Source organism: Treponema primitia ZAS-2 (assembly GCF_000214375.1).
GTDB lineage: Bacteria > Spirochaetota > Spirochaetia > Treponematales > Breznakiellaceae > Termitinema > Termitinema primitia.
Map to the genome: position 1 here is coordinate 3549903 of NC_015578.1, position 26040 is coordinate 3575942.

23 protein-coding genes and 1 pseudogene are annotated in these 26040 nt (G+C 49.8%); 8 read left to right on the forward strand and 16 right to left on the reverse strand.

Translation table 11 applies throughout. The features are described from left to right. Window positions 1-24: 24 nt before the first annotated feature. A complete protein-coding gene (locus TREPR_RS15405; protein WP_015709275.1) occupies window positions 25-294 on the reverse strand; it encodes an RNA recognition motif domain-containing protein in 270 nt (89 codons plus the stop codon). 711 nt (window positions 295-1005) lie between these two features. Between TREPR_RS15405 and TREPR_RS15410 the strand changes: the two are divergent. Continuing rightward, window positions 1006-1304: pseudogene (locus TREPR_RS15410) on the forward strand (RNA recognition motif domain-containing protein). 105 nt (window positions 1305-1409) lie between these two features. Here TREPR_RS15410 and TREPR_RS15415 read toward each other — a convergent pair. The 8 genes from TREPR_RS15415 to TREPR_RS15450 all read right to left on the reverse strand — a co-directional run bounded on the left by TREPR_RS15415 (window position 1410) and on the right by TREPR_RS15450 (window position 8488). Then, window positions 1410-1778 carry a hypothetical protein gene (locus TREPR_RS15415; RefSeq protein ID WP_015709277.1) on the reverse strand — a complete coding sequence of 123 codons (369 nt, stop codon included), beginning with the start codon at window positions 1776-1778 and terminating at the stop codon, window positions 1410-1412. A gap of 1 nt (window position 1779) precedes the next feature. Further along, the gene (locus tag TREPR_RS15420) at window positions 1780-2361 is read right to left on the reverse strand and encodes a hypothetical protein (protein ID WP_015709278.1); all 582 of its coding nucleotides are present in this window, start codon (window positions 2359-2361) and stop codon (window positions 1780-1782) included. After that, window positions 2362-3360, reverse strand: a complete 999-nt coding sequence (gene floA, locus TREPR_RS15425) for a flotillin-like protein FloA (RefSeq protein ID WP_015709279.1) — start codon at window positions 3358-3360, stop codon at window positions 2362-2364. 63 nt (window positions 3361-3423) lie between these two features. After that, entirely contained in the window at window positions 3424-5055 is a 1632-nt protein-coding gene (locus TREPR_RS15430) for an NfeD family protein (RefSeq protein WP_015709280.1), read from the reverse strand. A gap of 65 nt (window positions 5056-5120) precedes the next feature. Continuing rightward, window positions 5121-6152: a uroporphyrinogen decarboxylase family protein gene (locus TREPR_RS15435; RefSeq protein WP_201765745.1), complete on the reverse strand. Its 1032-nt coding sequence runs from the start codon at window positions 6150-6152 to the stop codon at window positions 5121-5123. Window positions 6153-6154: 2 nt separating this feature from the next. Beyond that, window positions 6155-6850, reverse strand: a complete 696-nt coding sequence (locus tag TREPR_RS15440; protein WP_015709282.1) for a corrinoid protein — start codon at window positions 6848-6850, stop codon at window positions 6155-6157. A 33-nt stretch (window positions 6851-6883) separates the two neighbouring features. Beyond that, window positions 6884-7417, reverse strand: a complete 534-nt coding sequence (locus tag TREPR_RS15445; protein WP_041611743.1) for a DUF2284 domain-containing protein — start codon at window positions 7415-7417, stop codon at window positions 6884-6886. 42 nt (window positions 7418-7459) lie between these two features. Then, the gene (locus tag TREPR_RS15450; RefSeq protein ID WP_015709284.1) at window positions 7460-8488 is read right to left on the reverse strand and encodes a methylcobamide--CoM methyltransferase; all 1029 of its coding nucleotides are present in this window, start codon (window positions 8486-8488) and stop codon (window positions 7460-7462) included. Between the two features lie 110 nt (window positions 8489-8598). Between TREPR_RS15450 and TREPR_RS18690 the strand changes: the two genes are divergently transcribed. The 3 genes from TREPR_RS18690 to TREPR_RS19050 all read left to right on the forward strand — a co-directional run bounded on the left by TREPR_RS18690 (window position 8599) and on the right by TREPR_RS19050 (window position 15295). After that, window positions 8599-8760 carry a hypothetical protein gene (locus tag TREPR_RS18690; protein WP_015709285.1) on the forward strand — a complete coding sequence of 54 codons (162 nt, stop codon included), beginning with the start codon at window positions 8599-8601 and terminating at the stop codon, window positions 8758-8760. Window positions 8761-8922: 162 nt separating this feature from the next. After that, window positions 8923-11835 (forward strand): beta strand repeat-containing protein, encoded by a 2913-nt coding sequence (locus tag TREPR_RS15455; protein WP_148257343.1) that lies wholly within the window; start codon window positions 8923-8925, stop codon window positions 11833-11835. 79 nt (window positions 11836-11914) lie between these two features. Next, window positions 11915-15295 carry a UvrD-helicase domain-containing protein gene (locus tag TREPR_RS19050; RefSeq protein ID WP_245534753.1) on the forward strand — a complete coding sequence of 1127 codons (3381 nt, stop codon included), beginning with the start codon at window positions 11915-11917 and terminating at the stop codon, window positions 15293-15295. Window positions 15296-15313: 18 nt separating this feature from the next. Here the strand turns inward: TREPR_RS19050 and TREPR_RS15465 are convergent, their stop codons facing one another. The 4 genes from TREPR_RS15465 to TREPR_RS15480 all read right to left on the reverse strand — a co-directional run bounded on the left by TREPR_RS15465 (window position 15314) and on the right by TREPR_RS15480 (window position 21881). Further along, window positions 15314-16180 (reverse strand): endonuclease/exonuclease/phosphatase family protein, encoded by an 867-nt coding sequence (locus TREPR_RS15465; protein ID WP_015709289.1) that lies wholly within the window; start codon window positions 16178-16180, stop codon window positions 15314-15316. A 12-nt stretch (window positions 16181-16192) separates the two neighbouring features. After that, on the reverse strand, window positions 16193-20161 hold the full coding sequence (locus TREPR_RS15470; RefSeq protein ID WP_015709290.1) for a DUF445 family protein: 3969 nt from the start codon (window positions 20159-20161) through the stop codon (window positions 16193-16195). Between the two features lie 113 nt (window positions 20162-20274). Next, a complete protein-coding gene (locus TREPR_RS15475) occupies window positions 20275-20889 on the reverse strand; it encodes a nitroreductase family protein (RefSeq protein ID WP_015709291.1) in 615 nt (204 codons plus the stop codon). A gap of 152 nt (window positions 20890-21041) precedes the next feature. Further along, the gene (locus tag TREPR_RS15480; RefSeq protein ID WP_015709292.1) at window positions 21042-21881 is read right to left on the reverse strand and encodes a hypothetical protein; all 840 of its coding nucleotides are present in this window, start codon (window positions 21879-21881) and stop codon (window positions 21042-21044) included. Between the two features lie 195 nt (window positions 21882-22076). On the opposite strand from TREPR_RS15480, the gene TREPR_RS15485 reads away from it, so the two are divergent. From TREPR_RS15485 to TREPR_RS15500, 4 genes are all read left to right on the forward strand, one after another. Continuing rightward, window positions 22077-22562, forward strand: coding sequence for an Rrf2 family transcriptional regulator (locus tag TREPR_RS15485; protein ID WP_015709293.1), 486 nt, complete (start codon window positions 22077-22079; stop codon window positions 22560-22562). Window positions 22563-22593: 31 nt separating this feature from the next. Then, entirely contained in the window at window positions 22594-22929 is a 336-nt protein-coding gene (locus TREPR_RS15490; protein WP_015709294.1) for a nucleotidyltransferase family protein, read from the forward strand. A 45-nt stretch (window positions 22930-22974) separates the two neighbouring features. Next, a complete protein-coding gene (locus TREPR_RS15495; RefSeq protein WP_015709295.1) occupies window positions 22975-23175 on the forward strand; it encodes a type II toxin-antitoxin system VapB family antitoxin in 201 nt (66 codons plus the stop codon). Window positions 23176-23262: 87 nt separating this feature from the next. After that, the gene (locus tag TREPR_RS15500) at window positions 23263-23550 is read left to right on the forward strand and encodes a DUF1905 domain-containing protein (protein ID WP_015709296.1); all 288 of its coding nucleotides are present in this window, start codon (window positions 23263-23265) and stop codon (window positions 23548-23550) included. A 75-nt stretch (window positions 23551-23625) separates the two neighbouring features. Here the strand turns inward: TREPR_RS15500 and TREPR_RS15505 are convergent, their stop codons facing one another. From TREPR_RS15505 to TREPR_RS15515, 3 genes are all read right to left on the reverse strand, one after another. Continuing rightward, window positions 23626-24381, reverse strand: a complete 756-nt coding sequence (locus TREPR_RS15505) for a hypothetical protein (protein ID WP_015709297.1) — start codon at window positions 24379-24381, stop codon at window positions 23626-23628. 65 nt (window positions 24382-24446) lie between these two features. Beyond that, on the reverse strand, window positions 24447-24845 hold the full coding sequence (locus TREPR_RS15510; RefSeq protein ID WP_015709298.1) for a hypothetical protein: 399 nt from the start codon (window positions 24843-24845) through the stop codon (window positions 24447-24449). A gap of 121 nt (window positions 24846-24966) precedes the next feature. Continuing rightward, complete coding sequence (locus tag TREPR_RS15515) at window positions 24967-26022, reverse strand: IS481 family transposase (protein ID WP_015708190.1); 1056 nt, start codon at window positions 26020-26022, stop codon at window positions 24967-24969. Between the last annotated feature and the right edge of the window lie 18 nt (window positions 26023-26040).

The following is a 26040-nucleotide window of genomic DNA, read 5'->3' on the forward strand; positions in this document are numbered from 1 at the left end:
TAATTCTGGGGCGGTTAAAGGAGTTTACCAGCGGTTTTCCCGGCGGGGTTTGTCCATAGCTTCGTTGACCTTGATGGACCGGCCATCAAGATCCGTGCTATTGGTACCCCGGATGGCGGCCTGGGCCTCTTCCTCGGTACTCATTTCCACAAAGCCGAAGCCCTTGGAATTGCCCGTATCCCGGTCGGTGATAATTTTGACCGATTCCACGGTACCGTACTGAGAGAAGAGTGTCCTGAGGTTGTCTTCATAGGTATTGTAGGAAAGATTACCTACATATAATTTTTTAGCCATTTGGCTTCCTTTGCCCGGCCCTGCCGGGTCTTTTTTAGTCCACTTATCCAGGATAAGCGTAGATACAAGCTGGGAATGGACATTCAGGATTTTCCTTTCAAGGTTGTAAAAGCAGGGAATCCGGATATTTTGTATTAAACTGAAGAACAGTATCAAAAATAGCAGATTTTCCAGGAGTATTTAGAAAAGAGAATAATAATGTCTGGGAGTTTCCAACTCTTGCAAGTAGTATAAAGTATACAACAAAAAATGTCAATAGATAAAATTTAATGCTGTCAAGATTTTTAACCAAATTACCGGTAAATACAGGTTCATTTTTCGATGGTTGTGAAAAGGTTACAAAAAATTCGCCTAATTTTACATTTTTACCAAAAATAACAACAAAATTTTAAATTTTATCTTGACGATTTGACAAAACCGCAGTAACCTAAATTTAGTAGGAATTATTTCTTTGAGTGTTTTGCAGTATGGCGGTCCTGGTAACAGTCTGCCGGTTTCTAAGGGAACGGTTATTAAGTTTCTTCTCGCCCCTTTTCTTATTCAAATCCCTGTGAACTATATTTGCATCCCTTTATCTTCTGCAAAGAAGATTGGAGTCGTCCCGTTTAATGGGGCGTGAATACAAGCGTGCCTGGACGCTTGAATCCGGGATTGGCTGGGCTTGGAAGCATGGCTGATCCCTGGTTTAATCCGGGTGAAGGAATTTTCTCAATGGCTAAGAAACTGTATGTTGGTAACCTCTCTTACACACCACCGAAGACGGCCTCCGGAATCTGTTCTCAGAATTTGGAAACGTGGCATCCGCCAAGATCATCTTCGATCGTGAAACCGGTAATTCCAAAGGGTTCGGCTTCATCGAAATGGGCGCTGAGGAAGAGGCGAGCGCGGCAATTGCGGGCACCAACGGCCGTGAATTTGAGGGCCGCCAGCTTCGGGTTAACGAGGCAATGGACAAGCCCCGACGGGATCGTGGTTCCGGCGGCGGCGGCGGTTACGGCAATAACTGGTAAACGATACAGAACATCTGAGATATTCGCATCCCAAGCCTCGTTTTAACCGGGTCGAGCTTTTGAAAAAAGCGCTGAGGGTAACCCCGGCGCTTTTTTTACAGGTTTCTAATCCAGAACCCCTCGGGACAATAAATCCCCCATTAGCTCAGTCAGGGTGTCGATGTTTATTTCCCCCGAAACATCCTCCAGGGTTTCTCGTATTTCCTGCCAATCCTCTTTGTCCAGGGCCATGGTTTCCTCATCGTAGTCCCCAATAAAAAAAGCGGCCATGGAACCCAGTTTTCTCAGAGCCTCAGGCCCTTGCCCGGCAATAAGCTCCAAAGTGCGGACCCAGAGATCCTCCGCCCCAGATGCCCCCAGTACCGGGGCGACCAGCCGGGAAAAGTCCTGGCGAAGCCGGTTCCGGCCTTCGGCGCCCCCGCCGGAATATTCCAAGGCTATAATCTTTGAAAAAAAGTGATCGATAGGCTGCATCTTACAGCGCCTTAGGGGGTCCCAGGATTTCCGCCCACACCATACCCTGTTGCAGGGGCGTCAGGGACTTGATCCGTTTCCCAGGCGCTGAAAGTTCTACGGCCCCGGGTATGGCCGCCGTAAGAGAAGCCTGGGACCCAGCCTCCACCTCGGGCATTTTCTGAAAAAATGGCCCGGGGGCCGGCTGAGAGAAACTTTTTTGGAAAACCGGGACCGGCTTCGGATTCGAAACTGGTTTCTGCACGGGTAGCGGGGGCTCATCATCAACCGACAGGCTCCAGGCGGAAAATTCTTCCTCGCCCTTCTGGTCTTTCTTAAGCGCCGCCGCTGATTTTGCCACAAGCCCCCCCTGCTCCAGGGTAACGGCGCTGCGCGGGGAACTCGCCGACTGAAGTCGGTGTTGCAAGTAGCTTGGCGCGAGGAACCCTGTCTCGCTCTGCCGGGCCGATCCGCTACGGTCCTGGGGAGCTTGGCGGCTGCCCCGCTTTGCCTTCTGAACCAAGGCGTATATGCGGGTCACTGCGATGACGGCCACAATGATAAAGGGGAAAAAAGACCCCAACAAATCAAAAAGGGCGTCCATCTATTTCTCGCTGGGAACGGAGCCTATGGAAGAGCGCATATCCGTGTCGGCCTGGATGTTCTTGAGCCGGTAGTAGTCCATAATACCCAGGTTGCCCTTCCTAAAGGCCTCCGCAATGGCCAGGGGTATTTCAGCTTCCGCCAGGACCACCTTGGCCCGATTTTCCTGGACCAGGGCGATCATTTCCTGTTCATTGGCCTGGGCAATGGCCCGGCGTTTTTCAGCCTCTGCCTGGAAGCGGCGCTTGTCTGCCTCGGCCTGGTCCGCCTGGAGCTTGGCCCCCACGTTTTCACCCACATCAATGTCGGCTATATCAATGGAAAGAATTTCAAAGGCGGTTCCCGCATCCAGGCCTTTTTCCAGAACCCGCTTGGAAATGGTATCCGGGTTTTCCAGCACCGTTTTGTAGGATTCCGAAGAGCCGATAGTGGTAACGATACCCTCCCCTACCCGGGCGATAATGGTTTCCTCCGTGGCGCCACCGACCAGGCGTTCGATGTTCGCCCGGACTGTTACCCGGGCCTTAACCTGGAGTTGGATGCCGTCCTTGGCCACCGCATCAATGGTATGCTTCCCCTTGGTCGTATCCGGGCAGTCGATAACCTTGGGGTTAACGCTGGTACGCACCGCCTCCAGCACATCCCGGCCCGCCAGATCGATGGCAGCGGCCCGCTGGAAGGGCAGAGGTATATTGGCCTTGTTAGCCGCCACCAGGGCGCGGCCCACTTTTACCACATCCCCCCGGGCCAGAAAGTGGGTTTCCAGCATATCCGAATCCACCTCGATCCCCGCCTTGGAAAGCATGATCCGGGTATCCACGATAATTCCGGAATTTACATGCCGCAGCCACATACCTATCAGTTTTCCCAGCCCCACATAGGCCCCGGAAAGAAGAGCCCGGAACCAGAGACTGAAAAACCGAAAAAACAGCATGAGAAAGCCCAGGACAAAGAGCCCCAGGATCACCAAAACAATAATAACACCTATATTAATACCCATATTCATCCCATCCTCACTTACACAAATTTTTTAACAGTAACACTGTTTACAGCCTGATAACCATCAGCCCTGTCCCTCTTGGGGGTTTGATTTTTCCACAACAACCCTGTTCCCCAGAACCCGGATAACCCTGATGGGCTCGCCGGATTCAATATAGACCCCCTCGGTTTCCACCGCATACGCCCGGCCCTCGATTTCCGCCTTCCCCGAGGGCCTGAGAGTGGAGACGGCTTTGCCGGTTTTGCCGGTCAGGGATGCGTAGCCCTGGTCCCCGGCTTCCGGCAGAACCGGTTCGGCTATCCTCCGCCGGGACCGCTTTCTGTTCTCCGACGGCGGGGGCTCATCATCCTGAACCGGCCCTCCCGCAGTCCCGGTAATACGGGTGTGCAGGGTCAGGCCATCGAAAATGCGGAGCCGAGGGCCCAAAAGGGCGATCAGGGCTATCCCGGCGACTGCGGCGATAATGCCGATGCAGACCACCAGGGCGTTCCGGCCCAACACATCCCATTCCAGGTCGCTGTGGGGAATGATAAAATCCTGCATGGACAGGATCAGGGACAGACCGATACAGACAAAGCCCGAAATGCCCACGATGCCGAAACCGGGGATGATGAATATCTCCGCCGCCAGGAGCCCCAGCCCCGCCAGAAAGAGGATCAGCTCTAGGGAACCCACCTGGCCCTGCAAGGCGCCGGCGCCGAAGACTGCGGCAAAGCAGAGTATTGCTACCAGGCCGGGAATGCCGAAGCCCGGAGTATTTATCTCCAGAAAGATCATCACCAGGCCCAGGATGATCAGAATGGCCTGGACCGGGGCGGCACCGAGCAGGGAAAGGATCGTATCGATCATGCCCGGCTCGCTTTCCTCAAGCACCGCATGGGCGCCCAGGCTTTCCAGCAGGGCTTCCTGGGTATCGACGATCCCAGCCAGCAGCCCGTAGCGAAGGGCGTCGCCGCTGGTCAGGGAGAGGAGTTTCCCCGGGGGGGAAATGACGGCAACCCTGGTGAGCTTAACCCCCTCCCGCTCAAGCCGCTGTAATTCCGTCAGGGTCAGCGCCCGGGGGCTGCCGTTCACCGTCACTTCCCAAAGCTCCACATCGTAGTCCACCATTGCCAGGGCTATGCCCACGGGATACCCGTTCCGCTCAGCCAGGGCGGCCATCTGGGAACGCACCGCCGCCACGGACTTTTCCCCCGCGCCCTGGGCCTCGCCCCCGGGCACCACGGTTACCGGGGCTGCCGCCCCCACGGATGTTCCCGGGGCCATGTAAATACTGGAACAGGAAAGGGCGATCAAGGCGCCCGCGGACCAGCTTATGCCCATGGACTTGGAACTGGCGCTCACCCAGGCCACAGTGCGGGCTTCTTTTACGGACATGATAACCGAGCTGATCTGCAAGGCCGAATCCACCCGCCCCCCCAGGGTGTCGATCTCAAAAATGAGAAAGGCCGCCCCCTGGTCCAATGCCCGCTTGGTTTCCCTGCGGACAAAGCTAACCATGGAAGGGGCGATATCGCCCCGGATGGTGATGATCCACGCATCCCCCTGGGGAGAAGCGGGTTCCGGAGCCGCCGCAGCAGTCTGGGCGAAAAGGCCCGTGGGAAAAAGGCCCTGAGCAGACAGTGCAAGGAAGAAAAACAGGATGCACCGGAAAAGCCCCTGGCAAAAATATTGCCGTTTAGTTTTTGTTTTCATCAATACAAACGACTATACCCTATTTGCGGGGTATGAACAAGTTTCAATTCTCCAGTATCAGCATTTCAATGGCGATAATGGGGGACCGTGTTGTAGGCCAGGTCCCGCATGACCTCATAGTTGGCCAGCGGCGTAGCGCCGGGGATGCTGCACCCCCCCATGAGCGCATAGGGAACCCCTTGGACCTGCTCAAAAATTTCGAGGTACGCCTTCCGTACCATTTCTTCGTCACCCTCCATGATGATCCCCACAGGGTCCGCATTACCGGCGATAACAAGCTTGTCACCCAGCGTTTCCGCCGCAGTTTTCATGCTCACCTTGTAGTCCAGGGACAGAACGTGGGTCCCGGTTTCGGGAATCAGGTCAAGCCGGTTGGTGATATCCCCGCAGATGTGCAGAGTAGTGATCAGCTTCTTTGCGCGGTACCAGTCGTACACTTTTTTCAAATAGGGCAGGGCAAATTCCTCAAAGACCTTTCGGGAAATCATATCCCCCGAGGCGGTAGGCTCCGCAAGCCCCCCCATGCCCATACCCAGGCCGATGGTTTCCTCATTACAAACCTTGATAAGCTCAACGCAAAAATCAAGCAGCGCCCGTACCGCCTCCTTGTCCCGGAGACACTTCCGCATCAGTTGTTCTACGCCGATGAGCAGCCCCGCCAGGGTAAAGGGGCCCCAGAAAAGGGTAGAGACCAGGTACTCATCCCCCATCAGGGCTACTATGCGCCTGGACACCTCAAGGGAACGCTGGTAATGGAAGTCATCTTTAACCCGGTCCAGGTTTATCTTGTCAAGCTCCGCAATATCCGTAATCAGGGGCTCCAGCACATCTGTGGAACCTTTTGCCCGGAACTTGACCTTGCCCCCCAGGGCTTTCACCGACAGGGTGCCGCTCAGCCCGGCCAGCACAATATCGCCGCCATACTGACGGATTATGTCCACCGCAAACCCGGCCTGCTCCTCCGGGGGCCGCTGGTAAAACTGTTCCATCACCATGCCCCGCTGCCTGCGGATAATGCCATGGGCGGAAATAAAAAAAGGAATCCTGTCAGGTTCCCGGAAATTGACCGCCGCCTGTATAACTTCCCTGGGACTCATGCTCATGGCAGAATCACTGTTTCTGTGAGCCCCGCCGCCTCCGGGGCCTGGCCAATGCCCAGCAGTTTTTTGTTGAACCCCACCGCTTCCGCCGCATTGGAAGCGTAGCCATCGGCGCCTATTTTCCGCGCATAAGAGGCCGATACCGGACCGCCTCCGACAACAACCTTGAACTGATCCCGCAAGCCCTGTTCGTTCAAAATATGGATCACCTTCTCCATACCCTCCATGGTGGTGGTCATCAGGGTGGAGATGCAGATCAATGCCGCCCGCTCCCGCTTGGCGGCCTCCACAAATTCCAGGGGCGGCACATCCCGGCCCAGGTCGATAATGTCAAAACTTCCGGCCTCCATCATGATCTTCACCAGGTTTTTGCCAATGTCGTGGGTGTCCCCTTCGATAACCCCGATGACCACCTTGGGCTTGACCGCCACGGAATCCGTCCTGATATGGGGCTTGAGTACCTCCAGTCCCCGGTACATGGCGTCCGAACAGAGAACCAGTTCGGGAACAAAATAGTCGCCCTGCTCAAACAGTTTTCCTGCCCGGTCCATGCCCTTGGCAAGCCCCTGTTCAATCGCCTGGTACGCGTCGTACCCCGATTGGACTACTTCGACGGCAAGCTTCTCCGCCTCATCATCTTCCATATTAAAGACCGCATCCGAAAGCTCCGCGTATAGCTCCGTTTCTTTCGACATATCCGCCCTCCTCATGCCCTTTATCCCCAGCCCCTAATTATGCAGCAGGGCGCCAAAAAAAGTAATAGTCAAATCCCCATTGTCATAACGTAGCCCCGCCTGGCGGGCAAGTTTGAATACGTAGATCCCGTAGCCCTCCAGGGCGGCGTGGAACTTTTCGGGAAACCGGCAAGGACTATCCGGGTAGGTACAAACTTCGCAGGTATCGCAGCCCTCGTTGGCCAGGAGCAGAAAATCTGACCAGTGATCCCGGGCCGCGGCCCCCACATTCCGGGCCACCCGCCTGAAATCGACCATCCCGCTGTGCATAGCCTTATAATCAAAGGGCCGGGCAATATCGTACTTGCCGGAAAATACCAGCATTGTTTTATAGCAAAGGCAGCGCAGGCGGCATTCCTCTACGGTCCCAACTGCGGGGGGACAAGCCCAGGTTTTCCCGTAGAGCCCGCACTTGTTCGCCTTGCAAAGCTCCCGCACCTCCTGGGTAAATTCTATGTCCCCAGGGGAAACTTCGCCGTATTCGTACACCCCGGCCTCCCGTAATTGCGCTTCAAATGGCGTCGGCATACCCGTACCCCCCTCCTCAACAACAAAACTAAGCGAAGGCATTTATTTCCCTTCCGTCACTGCCCGCGTCAGGGCCTGAATATTGCCCAGGGGAGTAGACGTGCTGAGCCCGCAGGCTGGGGCGATAATATCAATGCCCTGTTCCACCAGATATCGGGTCGATTTGGCAATCACTTCTTCTGCGCCGGATTCCAGGAGGTAGGTACTAATATTACCCATGGCAATGAGCCCTGAATTTTCCTGTTTCAACGCCGAAAGGTTCACCATGGCGTCCACGCTCAGGGCATCCCCCCGGAGTTCCCCCAGATAAGGTTTCACCGCCCCCAGATCCCCGCAGATATGGATAATCACCGGGACCCCCAGGGCGCGGATAGCGTCAGCAAGGGTGTTCAGGTAAAACAGGGCGTACTCTTTGAAAAACCGGGGCCCCAGAATCTCCCCTGTAGCCGTAGGGTCCGCAATGGTTATGATGCTTACCCCGTTTTCAACCATCAGTCCCGCATATTCGATCAAGTGGGCGCACACATATGCTACCAGCCGATGGGCGTCCGCAGGGTTCTTACGCAACTGCTTGAGGAAGGTCATGGGATCAACCAGGGAAGCTGCGGCGCTCAAGGGCCCGGTGAGGCTGCCGATCACGGGGATATCGGGATTTTTTTTGGAAAGCTCCGCAATGGACTGCACCACGGTTCCTACCCGCTTGTTTTTTTCCATGGTCCCCGGGGGTAGGAACTGAACCGCCTCCACCGAAGGAAAGGCTTCCTTCGCAATTTTCGGCTCACACCCAAGGGTCCCGTAGTTAATCTCGCTACCTAGGGCCTCCGCTTCCACGGTCAAGCAAAAGGGGGCGCCGATATTTTCAAACCCCGTAAGCCGGTGGACATCCTCAGCAAGGGCGCTCATCAGGTTCCAGTCATGATGCGCCGCCGGCAAGGTATGGCCGGTGACGTTCATCACTTCCACAATAGCGGAATTCATCATCCCGCCCGGACAAATAACCGGCGGCCGCTCGGTTTCCTTTTTTTCAAGGGTCCGTATCAGCCGTTCCTTGGGAGAAAAAACGTCAGCCATAGTCCCTCCTACGATTCTTTTTTTGAAAGTATGGGACATTATGGGCTGAAAGGCAATGCGTTCATGGCCAAGGGCCGGCAGGGTCAGGGCTTGGGTAAGGGAAAGCCGCCATGTCCGGGCCTTGCCTGCCTGTGTCCGGGCTTCGGCCCACCCACAGCTTCACCATGGCCGGCTCCCAGCGGGGAAAGTGGCTCTCCGCCTCCTGCCAATGGCAATCCGGCGCCAGCGAACAAGGCGCCCCCTCCCCCATAGAGTCCACCATCATCCCGTAAAAAGGGAGCGCCCGCCCCGGGTTATCCGATGGATACCGCGCTGTTTACATACACCTATGCATTCGTTATAATAGAGAGAATTAAGGCCCAAAACGCTCAATTGCCTCCTCGTAGGGGGCCGCACCAACAGAAAGGCCAACACCCAAATTAAAGGAGAACCCTATGAGAAAAAGTTTTTTGGCGAGAGCCATGGTCAGTACATTGGCAGTATTCCTGATGTTCATGGGCTGCGACAGCCCGGAATCTTCGGATACCGTTATTCCGTCGTTCATTGTTATCAATAATACCGACACCAGTTCCGGTCACTATTATGTGGACCTGATTCCCAGCGACGATATTCCTATCATTGAGGATCCTACTGACGGGACCAGTGGGTCAGACCGTGCCCTTGCGGAAGCGTTTAACAAATTCGACGCAGTGTACTATGTCGGTTCAGGGCCCGTTACGATACCGCCGGGAAAAACCCTCTATGCCGCACCGGGAAGCACCATAACCCGGTTCGACGTAGCCTCGAAAGTCAAGTCCGGCGCCAGCCGTGTGGGAATTGATCTCGAAGCGGAGGATGACGGTACCCTGGTGGTTTTAAATGGCGCAACCTTGAAACTCAGCGGCACCAGCGCGCTGAACGGTGTACTGCACGTTAACCGGGGCGGGTATATTGCAAATGACACCGATGCTGCCATTACCGGTACCGGCACTATTGAAGTGCTTGGAAGTATTGCGGTAAAAACTATCAACATTTCAGGGGACTTGAATATCGCCCGGGGCAACGGCCAACTGGTCCCTGCTCCCTACGGTATTGTGAAAGCCGATGCGATCTATACCACCTATCTGGATGCCAAGGGCAACGTGAACGTAGACGGTACGGTATACGTTGGCGCGGATGGTATAACTGCGGGGGGTGATGTGTTCGTGAGCGCTCCTGGCAGCGGTTACTGGCTTAGTTCCGCCCCCGGCAATGGCTATGTTAAGGGCAATATTTTCGCCAACCGCGCAGTAACGGTATACGGCTTTGTAGATGGCAATATTACTACCGGCACCTACATTCTTGACCCTGAGTGGGGTGATATTGCCATAGGTATCGGTGGCGATGCAGTGGTAAATGGCAACATCGATGCTGACCGGGACGTGATTGTGGGAGACATGGGACATGTGGGGGGGAGCACCGGAACTTACTATACCGTCCAGGCTAAAAGGAATGTAACGATAGCGAACCAATTTGCTTCTGTATATGGTGATGTCATAGCCGATGGATTTGTGACCGTAGACGTGGAGGGATCCGTGGAGCGGGATGTTACTTCCACGGGCAGGTTTGTGATAATAACCGGGCGTGTAGGCCATAATGTCACCGCCGATCAATATGTGGAAGTGGTAGGATCTGTACTCAATAATGTCACCTCTACGAATAGCTATGTGACCGTAACCGGATACGTAGGCAATGATATTGACGCCAACGGGTATGTTACCGTAGCGGCGAATGGATCTGTAGGCCGTAATATAAATACTTATCATGGTGAACCGAATAGTGCAAACTATGTGAATATATTTGGACATGTGGGCCATAACGTTACTGCTGCAGGAAACTTTACGGTGAGCGAAGCTTCCTTTTATTCCAACTCAGAATACGACTATGGCTTCACCAACGGCTTCGTGGGCGGTTTAGTGGATGTGTACGGATCCACCGGTACCATAAGCGGCGTGGTGCATGGGGGGCTAAAAGTAGAGCCGGGCGCATCTGTTACCATCGGGCAAAGTGGCGTTGACGCAAGCCACCCTGAAACACTGGTCAAAGGCGCTGTTTTTGGCCCGGTTACGGTTCTTTACAGCGGTAACGGTAGCGCTGGAGCTCTTAACGTTCAGGGCTATGTAGAAAGCAGTTCCATAACAGTTTATCAGAATGCTACTCTCAACATTAGAGGTACCGCGGAAATTGCCATTGGTGATATAGACGATATTGTATATAATCATAATGGTACTTCAGGTACTGCTGCTACCTCCGGTGATGTGGAGTATATTACTACACAGTCCGGTACTCCCCGTCAATTAGTGTCCGGCATCTATGTGGATTCCGGCGCCAAGTTGTATACCGATACCCCGCTTGTGGCTACCACAACATACTTCACAACCCTTGCCAGATCGACCTTTATCCACACCAATGTTACAGATGCAGGCAACCAGAAAACCACCTTTGTCGGCGGATTAACCGTAGAGAAAGATAATACAGCTTATTTATCGGCCGTAGTAACCAACTTTGGTGGGAATCTTATAGTTAACGGTAGGCTCATTACAACACAACCCACCGGCCCCGCTTTTGATGTGAAAAATGGATATAACATCACCATCGGAGCAGGCGGCGAAGTCATACTCGGCGGCGGAAACTACGTGCTTACGAATACCAACACCAGCGGTACCGCTCTTTTCCCTGCTTCCGGTGGTGATGTGACCTTTGAGTTTAACAGAATAGCCGTGAAGGGTGGTACTTTGCTCACCGTAGGATCTCTATCACTTAACGCATCAGGGGGAACAGGGTACTACACCTTTGAACCGGTGGATGGTTATTCGTCCGGTAGGATTCACTTCAATAAAAAGGGCGCCTATCTTTCTGATCACGACCCCCTGTACATCCTTCTTGACGCCGGCAAGAGTACAATCACTCTGCCGGGAATTGATAGTGGCACCCAGGGTAGTAAGCTCACCTTGTCGCAATACGCCAACCTCACATTGGGCAGCGGTTCCATTGTTCTGGGAAGAGGCAGTAGTTATGGCTATCATGGGACATTGGCCTTCGACAACGGCGCCAGGCTGAGTGGACTGGGTGGATTCCTGCCAGTTTCTAATGGCTACACTTATGACTGGGTCTTTGGGGTAGGTACCGCATCCAATTATGCCGGATTAGGAGCATCGTATTATAAAGGTTCAACTACTGCGAGCCCATTCGCCCCTGGTACAAATGCGTCTGGTACAAATGCGTCTGGTACAAATGCGTCTGGTACAAATACGCTGAGCGCTTATAATGGTAATGGCAGTGGTGACATAACCATTAACAGTGCTTCACGGGTGCTCTACAACAATTAGTAACAGCCTGGCTTAGCAAAAAATCGGGGCTGCCGGAGATATTTCCGGCAGCCCTTTTTTTGGGCTTGTGCGCTTATTTTTGTCCTCCTATACTTGCCCCATGCGCATCATCGCGGACCTCCACATCCATTCCCCCTATTCCCGGGCCACCAGCAGGCGGAATTCCCCGGCAATCCTGGACCGCTGGGCCCGGATCAAGGGCATAGGCCTGGCAGGTACCGGGGACTGCACCCATCCCCAGTGGCTGTCGGATCTCCGGGAATCCCTGGTCGAAGTAGGGGAAGGGTTTTATGCGCTGAAAGAGGATCTGCGCCGGGATTTTGACCGGGTGACGGGGCCGGAAGCGGGGCTCCCAAATCCGGGATCACCGCCGGGTGATATGGCCGACTCTGGCCGGGTCCGCTTTGTCCTGACCGGGGAAATCAGCACCATCTATAGCCGGGACGGAAAAACCCGGAAGGTCCACCACCTGGTAGTGCTCCCGGACTTTGAAGCCGCCGCGGCTTTTCAGGGTCGGCTGGAAAAGGCCGGCAATATCCGTTCCGACGGCAGACCCATCCTGGGCCTAGATTCCCGGGACCTGCTGGAAATGCTCCTGGAATCGGACCGGCGGTCCATGCTCATCCCCGCCCATATCTGGACCCCCTGGTTTTCCGCCCTAGGCCGCTCGGGCTTTGATTCCATTGATGAATGTTACCGGGATTTGGCCCCCCATATTCACGCCATAGAAACCGGACTTTCCTCCAACCCTCCCATGAACTGGGCCCTCAGTTCCCTGGACCGTTTCGCCATCATTTCCAATTCCGATGCCCATTCCCCGGACAAGCTGGGCCGGGAAGCCACGGTCCTGTCCATGGAACCTTCCTACCCCGGCCTGGCAGCGGCCCTTTCCGGCGCCTCCGGAACCGGTATTCTGGAAACGGTAGAATTCTTTCCTCAAGAGGGAAAGTACCATTACGATGGTCACCGGGTCTGCGACGTCTCCCTGGACAGCGAATCCGCCGCCGCCGCTAAGGGCCTCTGCCCGGTCTGCGGCAAGGCCCTCACCCCCGGGGTCCTGAGCCGGGTCCGGGAGCTGGCGGACCGCCCGGTCAGCGAAACTGCCCCCTGCCCGGCTGATTCCCAGGGAACCAACCGCCGCCCCTACCGTTCCCTGATACCCCTGGTAGAAATCCTGGGGGAACTCCTCAGCGTTGGAGCCGCCTCAAAAAAGGTAAGCCGGGCCTACGGTCCGCTCATTGAAAAGGGCGGCGGCGAATTTTCCATCCTCATGGACAAAAGCATAGGGGAGCTTGAAAAACTGAACTGTCCCGGAATCAGCGGAGAACTCCTGGCCGCCGCCATCGACCATATGCGCCGGGGCGAAGTTTTTATTACCCCAGGCTACGATGGCCTGTACGGGGTCATCCGGGCTTTCCCGCCGGGAAAAGTCCCGGGATATACCGGGCCGGATCTGTTCGGAGATGAGGGAAAATCATCGGCAACAGAAACGCTGCCATCAGGGACCATGTTTCCAGTAACAGCATTGCTGCCATCAGGGACTGCGGCTCTGACGGCGGACAACAGCGCGAAGGGCGATGGAAATCAGGAAACAGCAATGCTGCCATCAGAGACCACGTCTTTGTCGGCGGACAACGGGGCGAAGAGCGGCGAGAGGCCAAGGGAAAACAGCGTAAAGCAGACAGAGCCCTGGGCGCCGGCCAAAACCAAAATGGCAAACCAGACGCCAGATGCCCTAAGTCCCGCCTCATCTACCGGACCCAGGCCGGCAGCAAAACCAGCGTCGCTTACCCTAAGCCCCGCCCCGCCGGCCTTTACCCCGGACCAGGACCAAGAGCGAGCCATCCATCACAGCGGCGGCCCCGCCCTGATAATAGCCGGCCCGGGAACCGGGAAGACCTCCGTCCTAGCCCGGCGCATCACCAGGCTCATGGAACACAATCCCGGCACAGAAGAGCCGCGAATCTTGGCCCTGAGTTTCACCGTCAAGGCCGCAGAAGAACTGCGGGACCGCATAGTCCGGACCACCGGAAAAGGGGCCGACGGTCTGACCGTAGGAACCTTCCATTCCCTGGGCAGGTCTATCCTCAAGGCTGAAGCGGCAGCGGCCGGTATCAGGGAAGACTTTGGCATATTGGACGAAGAAGGTAAAACAGCATTACTGCGGGATATCACAACAGGGAAAAAACCGGCGGTCTCTCCGGAAAAACTCGGTTCATATATCGAAGAACGGAAACGCTTCCTCCTCCTGCCCGGCGAAACCATCCCGCGCCTTAGCCCGCCAACAGAAATACTGCTGGATGGGGCATTGCGGGAAACGGCGATCCCGCCCCTGAAAGACGGCCCGGACCTGCTCTATAGAGAATACCGGGATGCCCTGAAACTCCGGAACGCCCTGGACTTCGACGATCTCCTAGCCGGGACCGTCCGCCTCCTTGTCGCCAGGCCGGAGCTGCTTAAAAAACACCGGGACCGTTTTACCCACATCTTCGCCGATGAGTACCAGGACATCAACTTTGCCCAGTACGCCCTTCTCCGGCTCCTGGGCCGGAAAGAACTCTGGGTCATCGGGGACCCAAACCAGGCAATTTACGGATTCCGGGGTGCCTCCAACAAATACATGGACCGTTTCCTGAGCGATTATCCCGGTGCGGCAATCTACCGCTTAACAAAAAGTTTTCGCTGTGCCGATCCTATCATCCAGGCAGCGAATGCCCTTACCGGAGCCGAGCTCAGAGGCGCCGATAGCGCTACTTGCAACGCCGACTTTAGTCGGCAAGTTCCCCGCGCCACTTGCAACGCCGACTTTAGTCGGCAAGTTCCCCGCGCAGTAACCCTGTACCGCACTCCCTGCCCCACCGACCGGGCCGAGGCCGAAGGCATAGCCCGACGTATTAGCGCCCTCATCGGGGGAACCGGCTTCTTCGCCATCGATAGCGGCATAGCCAACAGCAGCGCTGCGGAAGACTCAGGGGAAAGCGGCGAAAATGGCCTCACCAGCCTGGGGCAATGCGCCATCCTGATCAGGGCCGCAGCTCTGGCGGCTCCTTTTGAAGAGGCCCTGCAAAACCACGGCATCCCCTACCGGCTCATGGGTGAAAACCTGGAAGACCTCAAGTGGTCCACCGAGGAAGTAGCCCTCATGACCATCCACGCTTCCAAAGGCCTAGAGTTTGACCATGTCTTTGTGACCGGCCTTGAGGAGGGCATACTTCCCTTCACCCTCTTTGGCGAAAGCAACAACGAAAATATCGATGAAGAAAAGCGGCTCCTATACGTTGCCATGACCCGGGCCCGGTACGGCCTCCACCTGTCCTGGGCCGCATCGCGGATATTCAGGGGCAGAAAACTTACCCAGCCGCCCAGCAGATTTCTTAGCAGCCTGGAAGCGCTGATCCCGGAACTGAAGCCAAGCTGTCCCAGAAGGGAAAAGAACCCGCAGTTAAACCTATTTGACTAATCCTGAAAAACAGTAATACTAATCCGTATCTGTGCCAAGAAAAAATTCAGCCCAGACCGGAAAATGATCGCTCACGTGCCGGGGCTGTATGGTCAGCGCTGAAAAATCGTAGAGTTCATCAAAGCGGATTACCCCGCAGTTACCCGCATAATCTTCAAAGGCAGAAGCGGTAACAATAATACGGTCGTAAGTATTATCACTTTCCGCAACGGTGGTGTCAAAGTCATTGGTAATGATAATTTTATACCCATACTCAGGGAATATACCTGCCAGTGTCCCCTCATTGAAATAGCCGCCATCTGCGTTAAAATCTCCAACTATGACCACATCCCTTTCGTCCCAGAGCTCCTGAAAATACTTTACAGCCAGGGGCAGGGCGGCAATTTCACTGACCGCATTAGAAGGCTGAATATGGTTATCTATCAAAATAAAATCAAACGCATCCTTAGTCTGAAAATACACACCCAGGGGATTCCGTTCAAAAATATCATCAGGATCGGCCCAGGTGTTTTCCCCCGCAATCCGCATCTTTGTGGTGTCATAGATCACCCAGTACTGTTCCTTTGAACTTGTCCTGCCCTCCCTCGGTCCCAGCACATAACCGTATTTTAGCGGAAGCAACTGCATAAACTGTACCACCGGCGCAATATCCTGGGACCGTACTTCCTGGATGGCAACCAGATCCGCTTTAGAAATAATATCAGTCAGTATTGCCACCACCTCAGGTTTGTTCATCTTTGAAACGCCGAATATTTGAATATTAAAGGAAAAAATTCTGATTGTTTCGCCGTTTTCTGCTAACAGGGATTGCGCCCCGGCAGTAAATTGATTTATGAATAGCGATACTGACAGTGTAACAATAAATATTTTGCGGCTCTTATCCATCGGAGCTTTCCTCTACTTCCAAAAAAACGTAATCAGCCTTACTATACCATAACTTAAAAGGCCTCCAAACACGCCTATCCAGCCATAAAAAATGATCTTGGTAAAATATTTTCCCGCAAACCGGTAAAACATCCTCTCAATGCTCCGGGGATGCATTTCGTTAACTTCCCGTTCAACCACCTTCTGTATGTCTATTGCCCCGATTATATCCCCAAAAAGTTTTTCCCCGGCGTCCAGAACCGCCGTGATAAGGTATTCGGTACAAAGGGCGTCCTTGGTTTCCCCGGAAACAGCGGTGTTCAATCCTGCAAAGAACTCTCTCAGGCCCTGTTCAAGCGCCGGTTTTAAAGCAGGCCAGTCATTCAGAAGCTGTGCTGAGATAAAACCGCCAATATCTCTCTGCAATATCCGACCATCGTAAAACTTCTTGTCCCCGGCAATCTTACGGATCATTTTTTCCAGCGTCAGACCCATGGTTCGCATAAATTCGTCATCTTTTAGCAAGGTGGATAAAACTGCCCTGAGTTCTGTTTCAACATCAATACTATGCAACAATGACTCTACGCTTATTGTTTTTGCTGTCTTAATCATTATTTCTTTAGTGCATTTACCAACAATAATTCTAGCATCATATTCTGACAAATTAGTCACCAGATCGGTACAGCATCTTTCAAGAAGAGGCCTAATACAATTTACCAAACCCTGAATATCAGTAATATTGATAATTTGCAGCACCGACTTTATAGAAATATCCGCGTATTTCTTTACCGGAGGGACAAAAAACCGGGAAAGGCTGCCCTTAACGAGCGGGGAATTCAAGACCCCAATAAACGCCGATTCAAGGGCTTTTCTGTCCAGGGAATTTTGGCTAAACCCAAGGCTTGAAAGGGGGTTATCAAGTAGGGCGCCAGCAATAGCTGCCAAACGTTGTTTCTTTTTATTGAGGAATTCGGGCAGGTCCTCATCGAGCAGCATATCAACAATGGTATTGACGTGTTTTTCGGTAACAGCCTCTTTCACCTCTCCCAAAAAACCGGTTCCTATATTCGCCATTATTTCACGCTTAATATTTTCCCGTTCATTTCCTATTCCTCTTAAAATCAGTTCAATAAAGTGAAAAGTACTTTTTTCAAAATAATCCACCATGGCGCCATGAAAAATATCCTGTATCTTTGTATTAGGGTCTAATTCTTGTTTCAGCAGATAATCAATGCCCCGGCTTATTCTCCCTTCAAGAAAAGTGCCGACAAACCCATAAACACCAGAACCCATAGTATCAACAGGATTCTTCCCGATGAGATCGCTAAAACTGTTCCGGGAAACATAATCCATAAACTGATCGTTTTTCGAAAGTATAAACTTTTCCGCTTTCTCCAAGGTTATGCCGGACAGTATCCATGCAACAATAGTATCCAGCCGGGCATCCGCAAAGGCGGATATAATTTTCTTATAATGCCCCAGGTCCCTTCCCGCAATTTTCTTTTGTATATACCCGCTCAATGCCGGCGCAAAATCATGAGCCTTTATATTTTTGACCAGCCGTTCACTCAAGACGGGGACAAAATCATCGATCTTCCCCGATTCCGCATATTCCTCCAACAAGCCTATAATGGATTCAGCAATACTCCCGCTGTTGTTTGAAATGTATGTTTTTATATGGCTAAGGATAAATTCATTTATACTGTCAATTCTTTCCTTGTCCTCAAGCAGGGCATCAATAAACGCATAATCGGAATCGGAGAACAGTTTCCCGATGTTTTCCTTCACAACCCCCTTACTTTCGTCAAAATAGCGGCCGATGGATTCATCGCTCATGGCATTATTTTTGACAAATCTTGAAAGGCTTTTTGCTAATTGGGGTTTTCGCAGGGCCGTTATCCCCACAAAAATAGGAATATTGAGCTGTTTGATAATGGGTTTATAGGGACGAAAGAGCATCTTGATGGCAATCCAGTTGGTCCCGATCCCCACCAGGGCAAAGATAATCCCATTACACAAAAGCTGAATCCCCCAGTGTAGATTCGCCCAGGCCGCCACGCGGGAGGTGGCGACAATAAAAAGCAACCCCACCAAGGCGCCGAGAAAAGCGCCCAGGGCATTGAGGGGCTTAAGCTCCCTGCCCATAAAGCCCTGAACCAGGGTATTGACCCTGGGGGCATCCAGTTTGCCCAATTCCTTGCCGACCAGGCTTGTAACATTACCGCTTAAAATCCTGTCAAGGTTCTGATTGACCAACTCCAGAACACCCCGGGATATGGTTTCATACACCGATCCCTTTTGCGCGGCGGTATAAACCTGGTTAAGTTCCCTGGATTTGTTTTTATTCCAGAGCGCCGAGTAATTAATTTTTCCGTCCTTAAAAGGATCATCCAGTATCCGATCTATCCCATCCCCCGCTATGGTTTCATAAATACTGAACATCCTATCTTTTACCGAATCCTCAGTAAGGTTCAGGGAAACATCGTTCATATTAAATATTTCAGTACCATCGCTATCTGCAAAATCCTTTGCTTTTCCCGAGATCCATAAGGCGATAGTATCCTTGAAGCGCCCGGTAAAAATGAAACCTTTTTTTAAATTCTCAAAAAGCCCCGACGCCAGTTTTGTTTTTACAATAGAAAGGTCAATGCCTGCAATACACTCTCCAATAGGTTTATTCATAACAGTCCTGAGGCTGTCATAATCTTTGATTGAAATATCCCGCATCTTCCGGTTAATAACACCGACAATATTTTCGACGCTTACAATTTTATTCAATTGAAGCATAGCAATACTATCGCCGATAGTATTATTTTCAATATAATCCATGAACTGATCGGCGAGCATTTTTCCTGCTTTGCTCTCATAAGCCAGTATCTTATTGCAAATAATATCAACAACATTGTATTTTGCCGCCAAATCACCGATGGATATATCCTTGATAACCCTTAAAAACAGCCCGCCGGGGCTGGCAGCCAAGTCCCGGTCTATCGTATCGTTTACCATCCCCTCTAATTCAAATTTACTTTCCCTGATAAAATCAGCTATCCTGCCGATGATGCCGGGAAGTTTTTCATTGATGAACCGCACAACCCCGGTTTTCAAGGATAGATCCAGTACATCCGATATTTTTAAATCTATCTTCTTAGCTTCAGTAAGAAGCTGCTCTGCGATATCCTTGAGAAATTTTTCCTCCTCAGGGGTATCCGTAAAATCAACGACCTTGCTTAAAAAATCCTGAAAAACACCTTCGGGATTTTTGATAAAATCCGTAAACCGCATATTTCCCAGGGTCTCTTCCAGGGACGAAATAATATGGTCCATATCCAGGGCCCCGATCAATTCGTCGTGAAAATTGTCGAAATCTCCCTCAAAGCGGGAAAAGTCAGTGTCCCGGATACTATCATTTGTATTCTTCGCGATTTGCGATATAGCCTGTTCTGAAATAAATCCTTTCAGATCCTTGCCGGTAAAAAAGTCCCGGAGAGTTTTTTTTATTTCACCTTCGTTATCTTTAAAAACGGATAGTATCCCTGCTGCATGGCGATCAACAAAGTATCTGTACTGTTCTTCTGAAACCAGGGATTTAAATTCATGGCGGGATAAAACCTGAAAACAGCTATGTAAAATTTCAGGCTCTATGGAACGTATCAGCGCTATAAGCTGGTCAACACTCTGCTCAATGCCCGGTATTTCCTCCAGCCGAACGGCGCCTGATTTTTCAGGCAGCTCCTTCTTTAAAACATCTTCTATCCAGGTACGCAGCAGAGCCTTAAATTTATCGGAATTGAATTCGGACAGCAGGGTATTGGAATTAACCAGCTCATCCTCCACGAGCTGGGACATATTTTCTATAAATTCTTTATAATTATCTTCGATAACCCCGCCCCACCTTCCAAGGAACTTCCTGAAAAGCATATTTACGGCGATGGAATTGGTGATATAGCCTATGGCCGCGCCGCCGAGGATGGACATGGGGTACTCAAAAAACAGCGGGTTCATGGGAGTTTCCTTAAAATCCCATGAACAGGGAGCGGCTTTCTCATGTAAGTATTATATACTTATTGCATATTGATCAGCAAGGGTTCCCCGGAAAATTTGAACCCTGTATGTAGCTACATATAATCTGTCTTGATTTTATCCGCCCTCAATTCCCGTGTTTTTAGCGGCTTCTCAGGATAGCCCAGGGCAATACCAAGAAGCGGCGAAAAACCTTCCGGAAAATTTAGCAGATATGAATTATCCAATTCAGGTATTTCACGCATGGACTCAAGTATATGCCACATAAAAACACTCCCCAGCCCGAGATCCGTCGCAGCCAGATGCATGGAAAGCACAATGCACGCAACGTTTGAAAATTCAATCCCCGGCTGAACATCCTGGTTTCTGTGGGATACAAAAATCACCGTCGGAGCGCTGTAAAAAGGGCTATGGGGTTTCGCTGGTGTTTCAATATCAGTGGACATGTCCGACATGTCATCAAGTTTGACATCCCCGGATATTTGCTTCATTCGTTTTTTATCTTCAGACCGTTTAACAGCCGCTTCCGACAGCTTGTTGAGTATTTCTTTGTTTTGGACCACCGTCAAATGTATATCCTTATACAAATTGCTGCCCACCGGGGCGCTATTAGCAGCAAGAAGTATGTCGGATAGTTCTTTTTCTGTTATCTGCTTCTCTGTAAACTTCCTGGTTGAAGCCCTGCTTTTCAACAGTTCTAAATAGTTCATAAACGTCCCATCCTTTTAATTTTATGCTTGCAATACTAATATTGTCCGCAATACACCGGAAGTCAAGCAGGCACCTTTTTATTATATAGGAACCTTTTAGTAACCAATGGAGGATAATGGCGTTTACAAAAGCAGAGCCTTCTTTGGGCAATTCAGGCAACCGGAATTTTATATTCGCAAGGCACATTAGTCTGGCATAATCCGCACCCGGAACCGTTTTTTAGATCTCCCCCATAGGATACCGCAAGTTTTCGTGAGTCTTCCCCATAAACATACTGCAAACATTTTAGTTTGTCATGCCCCTTTTCAGTTATCGCATTTACCGGGCACCTGCCTATGCAGATACCGCATTTATTCTTGCTGTAAAAAAGACAGTTTTCGTGATGATTTTTTGCAGCCTGTTTATCCGGTTTCACCACCAAATCTGTTACCGCAGAAATAAGGCGGACAGCCATCCCTTTTTCTGAAATAAATCCATCGTTCAAACTAAAAGTGCCAAGCCCTGCAGCATAGGCAATATGCCGTTCAGACCAGATAGAAGCCGGCCCTGTGGACGACGCAAAGGTTTTAAACCAACCGGCTGTGTATGGCGCAACCGCCTTATACCCCATACCGGCCAATAGTTCTTCCAGGTGTTTCCCCGTTTTCTTAATCAGGATCCCGTCCCCGAATGTCCGGTTCAGCGCCCATTCTTTAGACGGCCAGTCTTTTTGCTTTCTGTTGCTTTCCCTGATTTTTTCATTCAGGGGCAGCACAACGCTGATAACCGTTCCTTTTTGAAACGTCCCCTCCCCAAACTCCGTTTCAAAAGCTTCCTTTGGCGTTAAATGCTCTTTCCCAATGATACTTTTGTAATCAGCAAACAATGTATTGTCTGCCGAAGCAAATTGTACGATCGGCTCGTCAAAAAAGCGGTCATTCGTCAAATCAAACCAATTCTGCTTGTCATTGAGAACAAATTCCTTGATCTCAGTAATGATTTTAGTTTTCATGGACCCACCCCTCTCTGAAACTATTGGCTTTTGTCGTTTCCATCATCACACTCCTTGTATGTAGGAATAAAACCTACATTAAATATATCCCATATTGTTTGTAGTGTCAATAGTTACACTGGCATTATTGATTTTTTTTTTCAAAAACGATAAAATCTGATTATAGAAACCAGCTCAAAAAAGGCGGCGATCGATTTGCGTATAAATACAAAATGTTCAACGGCAATCCATATACTTCTGATGATTTACGTAGTAGCCCCCCACCGGAAAGTAACCAGCGACTACCTTGCCGCCAGCGTAGGGCGCAACCCGGTGGAAATCCGAAAAATATTTGGGGGCCTGAAAGAGGCCGGGCTCATTGACGTTCTGCGGGGCAACGGCGGGGTTGCGCTGAAACGAGAACTGAAGGACATCACCCTTTTGGATATATACGCTGCGGTGGATAATTCGGCGCTTAATGAACTACTGGGGGTCCATACCAATGTTTCTCAAAAATGCCCGGTAGGCAGAAATATTCACACCCTTCTTATGGAGCCCCGGGAAAAAATCGGGGATGCGGTCAAACAGACTATGTCAACAATCACCCTCGAAGATCTGTTAAATAGGCTTTATGAAATAGACCCGGCGGCCTGGGAATTTACGCCGTCGGGCGCCGGGGTTTCACTGGGAAGAAAAGCGTAAGCTGTGTAGTGGGCAGAATGGGTCAAAAATTATGATTGACAATAGCCTTTTTGTAATATATTCTATTAATATGGAGCTTAATAAAATATCGGCAAAATATCGTGAAGATATAGAAATGGCAACAACATTACTCAAGAACGAAGGCTGCAAATCTGTTTTTTTGTTTGGTTCCCTGGTAACAGGAAATATTCATGAAAATTCAGATATAGATCTTGGCATAACCGGACTGCCGGCTAATAAATTTTTCAGAGTATATTCAATGTTAGACAGGAAGCTGTCAAATAAAGTTGATCTTGTGGATTTTGATGATAATACAAAGTTTTACACCCTTTTAAATTCTTTAGGAGAGCTGGTAAAACTTGGATAAAAACATTTCTGCAAAAATAATTATAATGTATATGCGAGGATATACATGAGAACAAATATCGTTTTAAATGATGGATTAATAGAAGAAGCCATTAAATTTTCTCATATTTCAACAAAAAAAGAGTTGATTGAAACTGCCTTACAGGAATATGTAAATAATAGAAAAAGACAAAATTTGAAGGAATTAAAAGGAATAATAAAATTTTCCGAGGACTATGATTATAAGAAAATGAGAGAAACACAATAATTCTTTTTATCATAACTTCGTTATGTGCAATGTTTTTGAAAATAATTGACAAAATATAAAAAACGTGTAAAATAAGCCGCAGAAATTATGAACAACAAAACGTACGAATTTATAGCTGAAATAAAGAAAGTTCCTGATATTGACGGGGCCTATATCGAATTTCCTTATGATATAAAACAGGAATTCGGGAAAGGCAGGGTAAAGGTGTCCGCTACATTCAATGGTGAATCATATAATGGAAGTTTAGTAAATATGGGCCTGAAAAATGAAGATGGCTCTATTTGCTATATAATTGGGATTCGTAAAGATATAAGGCAAAAAATAAACAAGCAGGTTGGAGAGAAAATAAAAGTAACAATAAAAGAGCGGGAATGAGGTATACAGTGAACGAAGAGTTTCCTCAATTGAGCAATTTAAGCTTGTATTTGGTCAGAGAACTTTTATAAGGAACTATTTTGGTCGAATTGACCATTTTGTTTGATCGCCCATATTACCAACACTGTATCCATTAACATTTTCAATATAAATATATCGAATATACCCGTCAACATCAGGAACCAAGAAAGTTATACGACCTGAATAAGGTCGTATATAATCATATAAGTCTTCAATTGTGTAGTAAGGACTAAAAATGCCATCAAAGTTTATGCTTTCAAGATATGACACGATTTCTAATTCCGGTTTATTTATTTTGAATACTGCCAAATTATCAGAGTTTGTACCAGTATTTACTGCCGCAGTAACTTCAAATCCTGTTGTAAAATAAATATCTGTTCCCAACTTTGTAATATGCATAGTGTTTACCGCAAAATACCAGTCATTTTCCAATATTGTATTTAGAACAAGATTATATGTCCTGTTATACAAAATTGGATATTCCTTGGTCATATTTTTATATGTAGCCTTTACAATAAAAGAATCAGAAACTTCATCCAGGCCAAAGGATAAATAATTCCCAATCATTTTTGTAGTAACACCTGCACCTATAGAGTAAGGACTTGTCTTTCCACCAGTTATAGACCAAGCTGCGTTAACAACCTTTCCATCATATTTAGCGGTATAAGTTAAATAATCAGATGTTGTTATAGTAAATTTATTTGTATCATAATCATTTGAATCTTCAATGTCATCATTTGTTGGTAGTTGACAACTATCAGTAAGAATAGAGAATACCGCTATTAAATATATTAATAGAAACTTTTTCATATTTTCCTCCAAGATGGTAATATTGGATAATAGATCTTATCCACTTGATTACTGAGTATTAGAAACTATTCTTTTACTATATAAATGTATATATGTTCACCAGTTATTGAGATACCTTCACCAAAAAAAGCGCCACGCGTATCTAATAAATGTAAGTAAATAGCTTTATCTGCTGCTATAACCGGATTACTATCGAATGTTTCTATAACCTCTTCTCTGGTTACTCCCGAATCACTTGTTCTATAAATATCAGGATATACTGGATATTTTACCATATACGCATATGCTTCTTGTGGCGTATTACAAACATCTCTAAAGTTTGAAGCCCGCGTTGATATGCTCCCCGTTACAAAAAAATAAGTTGGAGCAGAAATCGGGGGTGGGTCAGGTATATCTATTGAACAGCCGTTAAACAGAGTAGATAGTATCATCATAAGAACAGATAAAACAAAAAACTTTTTCATACAAAACTCCTTATAAAACTTATGCCGATTAATAAAACTTAATAAATGTCAGTTAAGAGTCGTTCATGCGGATGATTTATATGTACTAGCCAAGACATGGTCTGACACTTAAAGAAATCCATTAGGACTGACCGTCAGATTCATAATAGCCAATGAGTTTTTCTTTGGCTAATGGAATTGAATCAACGAACGTTTGCATTGGCGTCTTCCCGTAGCAATACTTGCCGCTGTGAGTTCGCTCGTAGTTATATTGCCGTATCCACTCGGTAAGGTCAAGTTGTATCTCGTCGATGGTGTGGTACACTTTTTTACGGAAGGCAACCGAGTAGAACTCTTCCTTGCAGGTCTTGTTGAATCGTTCACAAATGCCGTTCGTTTGAGGATGGCGGGTTTTTGTCCGGGTATGCTCAATGTTTTCAAGATCCAGGTATAACACATATTCGTGATGCTCCCGGTTCCCGCAGTATTCACTCCCCCGGTCCGTGAGGATCCGTAGCAGGGGAATGTCTTGGGAATCGAAAAAGGGAATCACCACATCGTTCAGCATATCGGCGGCTACCAAGGCATTCTTGCGGTCGTACACCTTGCAGAAAGCGACCTTGGAATACGTGTCGATAAAAGTTTGCTGGTAAATATGCCCGACACCCTTGATGTTTCCCACATAGTAGGTGTCCTGAGCCCCCAAATATCCCGGATGCTCGGTCTCTATTTCCCCGTGAGCCTCTTTGTCTTCCTGGGCTCGCTCCATGGCCGCCAATTGGCTCTCCGTGAGGATGAGATGCTCCTGGGCCATCTTCGCTTCCAGCGCCTTCAGCCGTGCCTTAAATGTAGCCAGGTCATGGCGAAGCCAGATGCTGCGAATCCCACCGGGGGAGACCAACATGCCCCGTTTCTTCAGCTCATTGCTGACCCGCAATTGCCCATAGGCCGGTTGCTCATACGCAAAGTCCACCACCGCCTTCTCCACCTCAGGATCCACCCGGTTCTTTTCGTTGGGTTTTTGCTTGCTGATTTCCTGCAACGCCAGTTCGCCCCCGGTCTCATACAGGGTCTTAAACCGGTAGAAACTGTCCCGGGAATACCCCATGACCTTGCATGCTTGCGACACATTCCCAAGCTGCTTTGCCAGCTCAAGTATCCCGACCTTCGTTTTGATGATTTTTTGTTGGTTCGTCATCTTCCGCTCCTTGCTGAT

Bases quoted from the DNA above. Each gene is read 5' to 3' on its own strand.
- TREPR_RS15405 (WP_015709275.1), bottom strand. From the start codon at position 294: ATGGCTAAAAAATTATATGTAGGTAATCTTTCCTACAATACCTATGAA.
- TREPR_RS15415 (WP_015709277.1), bottom strand. From the start codon at position 1,778: ATGCAGCCTATCGATCACTTTTTTTCAAAGATTATAGCCTTGGAATAT.
- TREPR_RS15420 (WP_015709278.1), bottom strand. From the start codon at position 2,361: ATGGACGCCCTTTTTGATTTGTTGGGGTCTTTTTTCCCCTTTATCATT.
- floA (WP_015709279.1), bottom strand. From the start codon at position 3,360: ATGGGTATTAATATAGGTGTTATTATTGTTTTGGTGATCCTGGGGCTC.
- TREPR_RS15430 (WP_015709280.1), bottom strand. From the start codon at position 5,055: ATGAAAACAAAAACTAAACGGCAATATTTTTGCCAGGGGCTTTTCCGG.
- TREPR_RS15435 (WP_201765745.1), bottom strand. From the start codon at position 6,152: ATGAGTCCCAGGGAAGTTATACAGGCGGCGGTCAATTTCCGGGAACCT.
- TREPR_RS15440 (WP_015709282.1), bottom strand. From the start codon at position 6,850: ATGTCGAAAGAAACGGAGCTATACGCGGAGCTTTCGGATGCGGTCTTT.
- TREPR_RS15445 (WP_041611743.1), bottom strand. From the start codon at position 7,417: ATGCCGACGCCATTTGAAGCGCAATTACGGGAGGCCGGGGTGTACGAA.
- TREPR_RS15450 (WP_015709284.1), bottom strand. From the start codon at position 8,488: ATGGCTGACGTTTTTTCTCCCAAGGAACGGCTGATACGGACCCTTGAA.
- TREPR_RS18690 (WP_015709285.1), top strand. From the start codon at position 8,599: ATGTCCGGGCCTTGCCTGCCTGTGTCCGGGCTTCGGCCCACCCACAGC.
- TREPR_RS15455 (WP_148257343.1), top strand. From the start codon at position 8,923: ATGAGAAAAAGTTTTTTGGCGAGAGCCATGGTCAGTACATTGGCAGTA.
- TREPR_RS15465 (WP_015709289.1), bottom strand. From the start codon at position 16,180: ATGGATAAGAGCCGCAAAATATTTATTGTTACACTGTCAGTATCGCTA.
- TREPR_RS15470 (WP_015709290.1), bottom strand. From the start codon at position 20,161: ATGAACCCGCTGTTTTTTGAGTACCCCATGTCCATCCTCGGCGGCGCG.
- TREPR_RS15475 (WP_015709291.1), bottom strand. From the start codon at position 20,889: ATGAACTATTTAGAACTGTTGAAAAGCAGGGCTTCAACCAGGAAGTTT.
- TREPR_RS15480 (WP_015709292.1), bottom strand. From the start codon at position 21,881: ATGAAAACTAAAATCATTACTGAGATCAAGGAATTTGTTCTCAATGAC.
- TREPR_RS15490 (WP_015709294.1), top strand. From the start codon at position 22,594: ATGATTGACAATAGCCTTTTTGTAATATATTCTATTAATATGGAGCTT.
- TREPR_RS15495 (WP_015709295.1), top strand. From the start codon at position 22,975: ATGAGAACAAATATCGTTTTAAATGATGGATTAATAGAAGAAGCCATT.
- TREPR_RS15500 (WP_015709296.1), top strand. From the start codon at position 23,263: ATGAACAACAAAACGTACGAATTTATAGCTGAAATAAAGAAAGTTCCT.
- TREPR_RS15505 (WP_015709297.1), bottom strand. From the start codon at position 24,381: ATGAAAAAGTTTCTATTAATATATTTAATAGCGGTATTCTCTATTCTT.
- TREPR_RS15510 (WP_015709298.1), bottom strand. From the start codon at position 24,845: ATGAAAAAGTTTTTTGTTTTATCTGTTCTTATGATGATACTATCTACT.
- TREPR_RS15515 (WP_015708190.1), bottom strand. From the start codon at position 26,022: ATGACGAACCAACAAAAAATCATCAAAACGAAGGTCGGGATACTTGAG.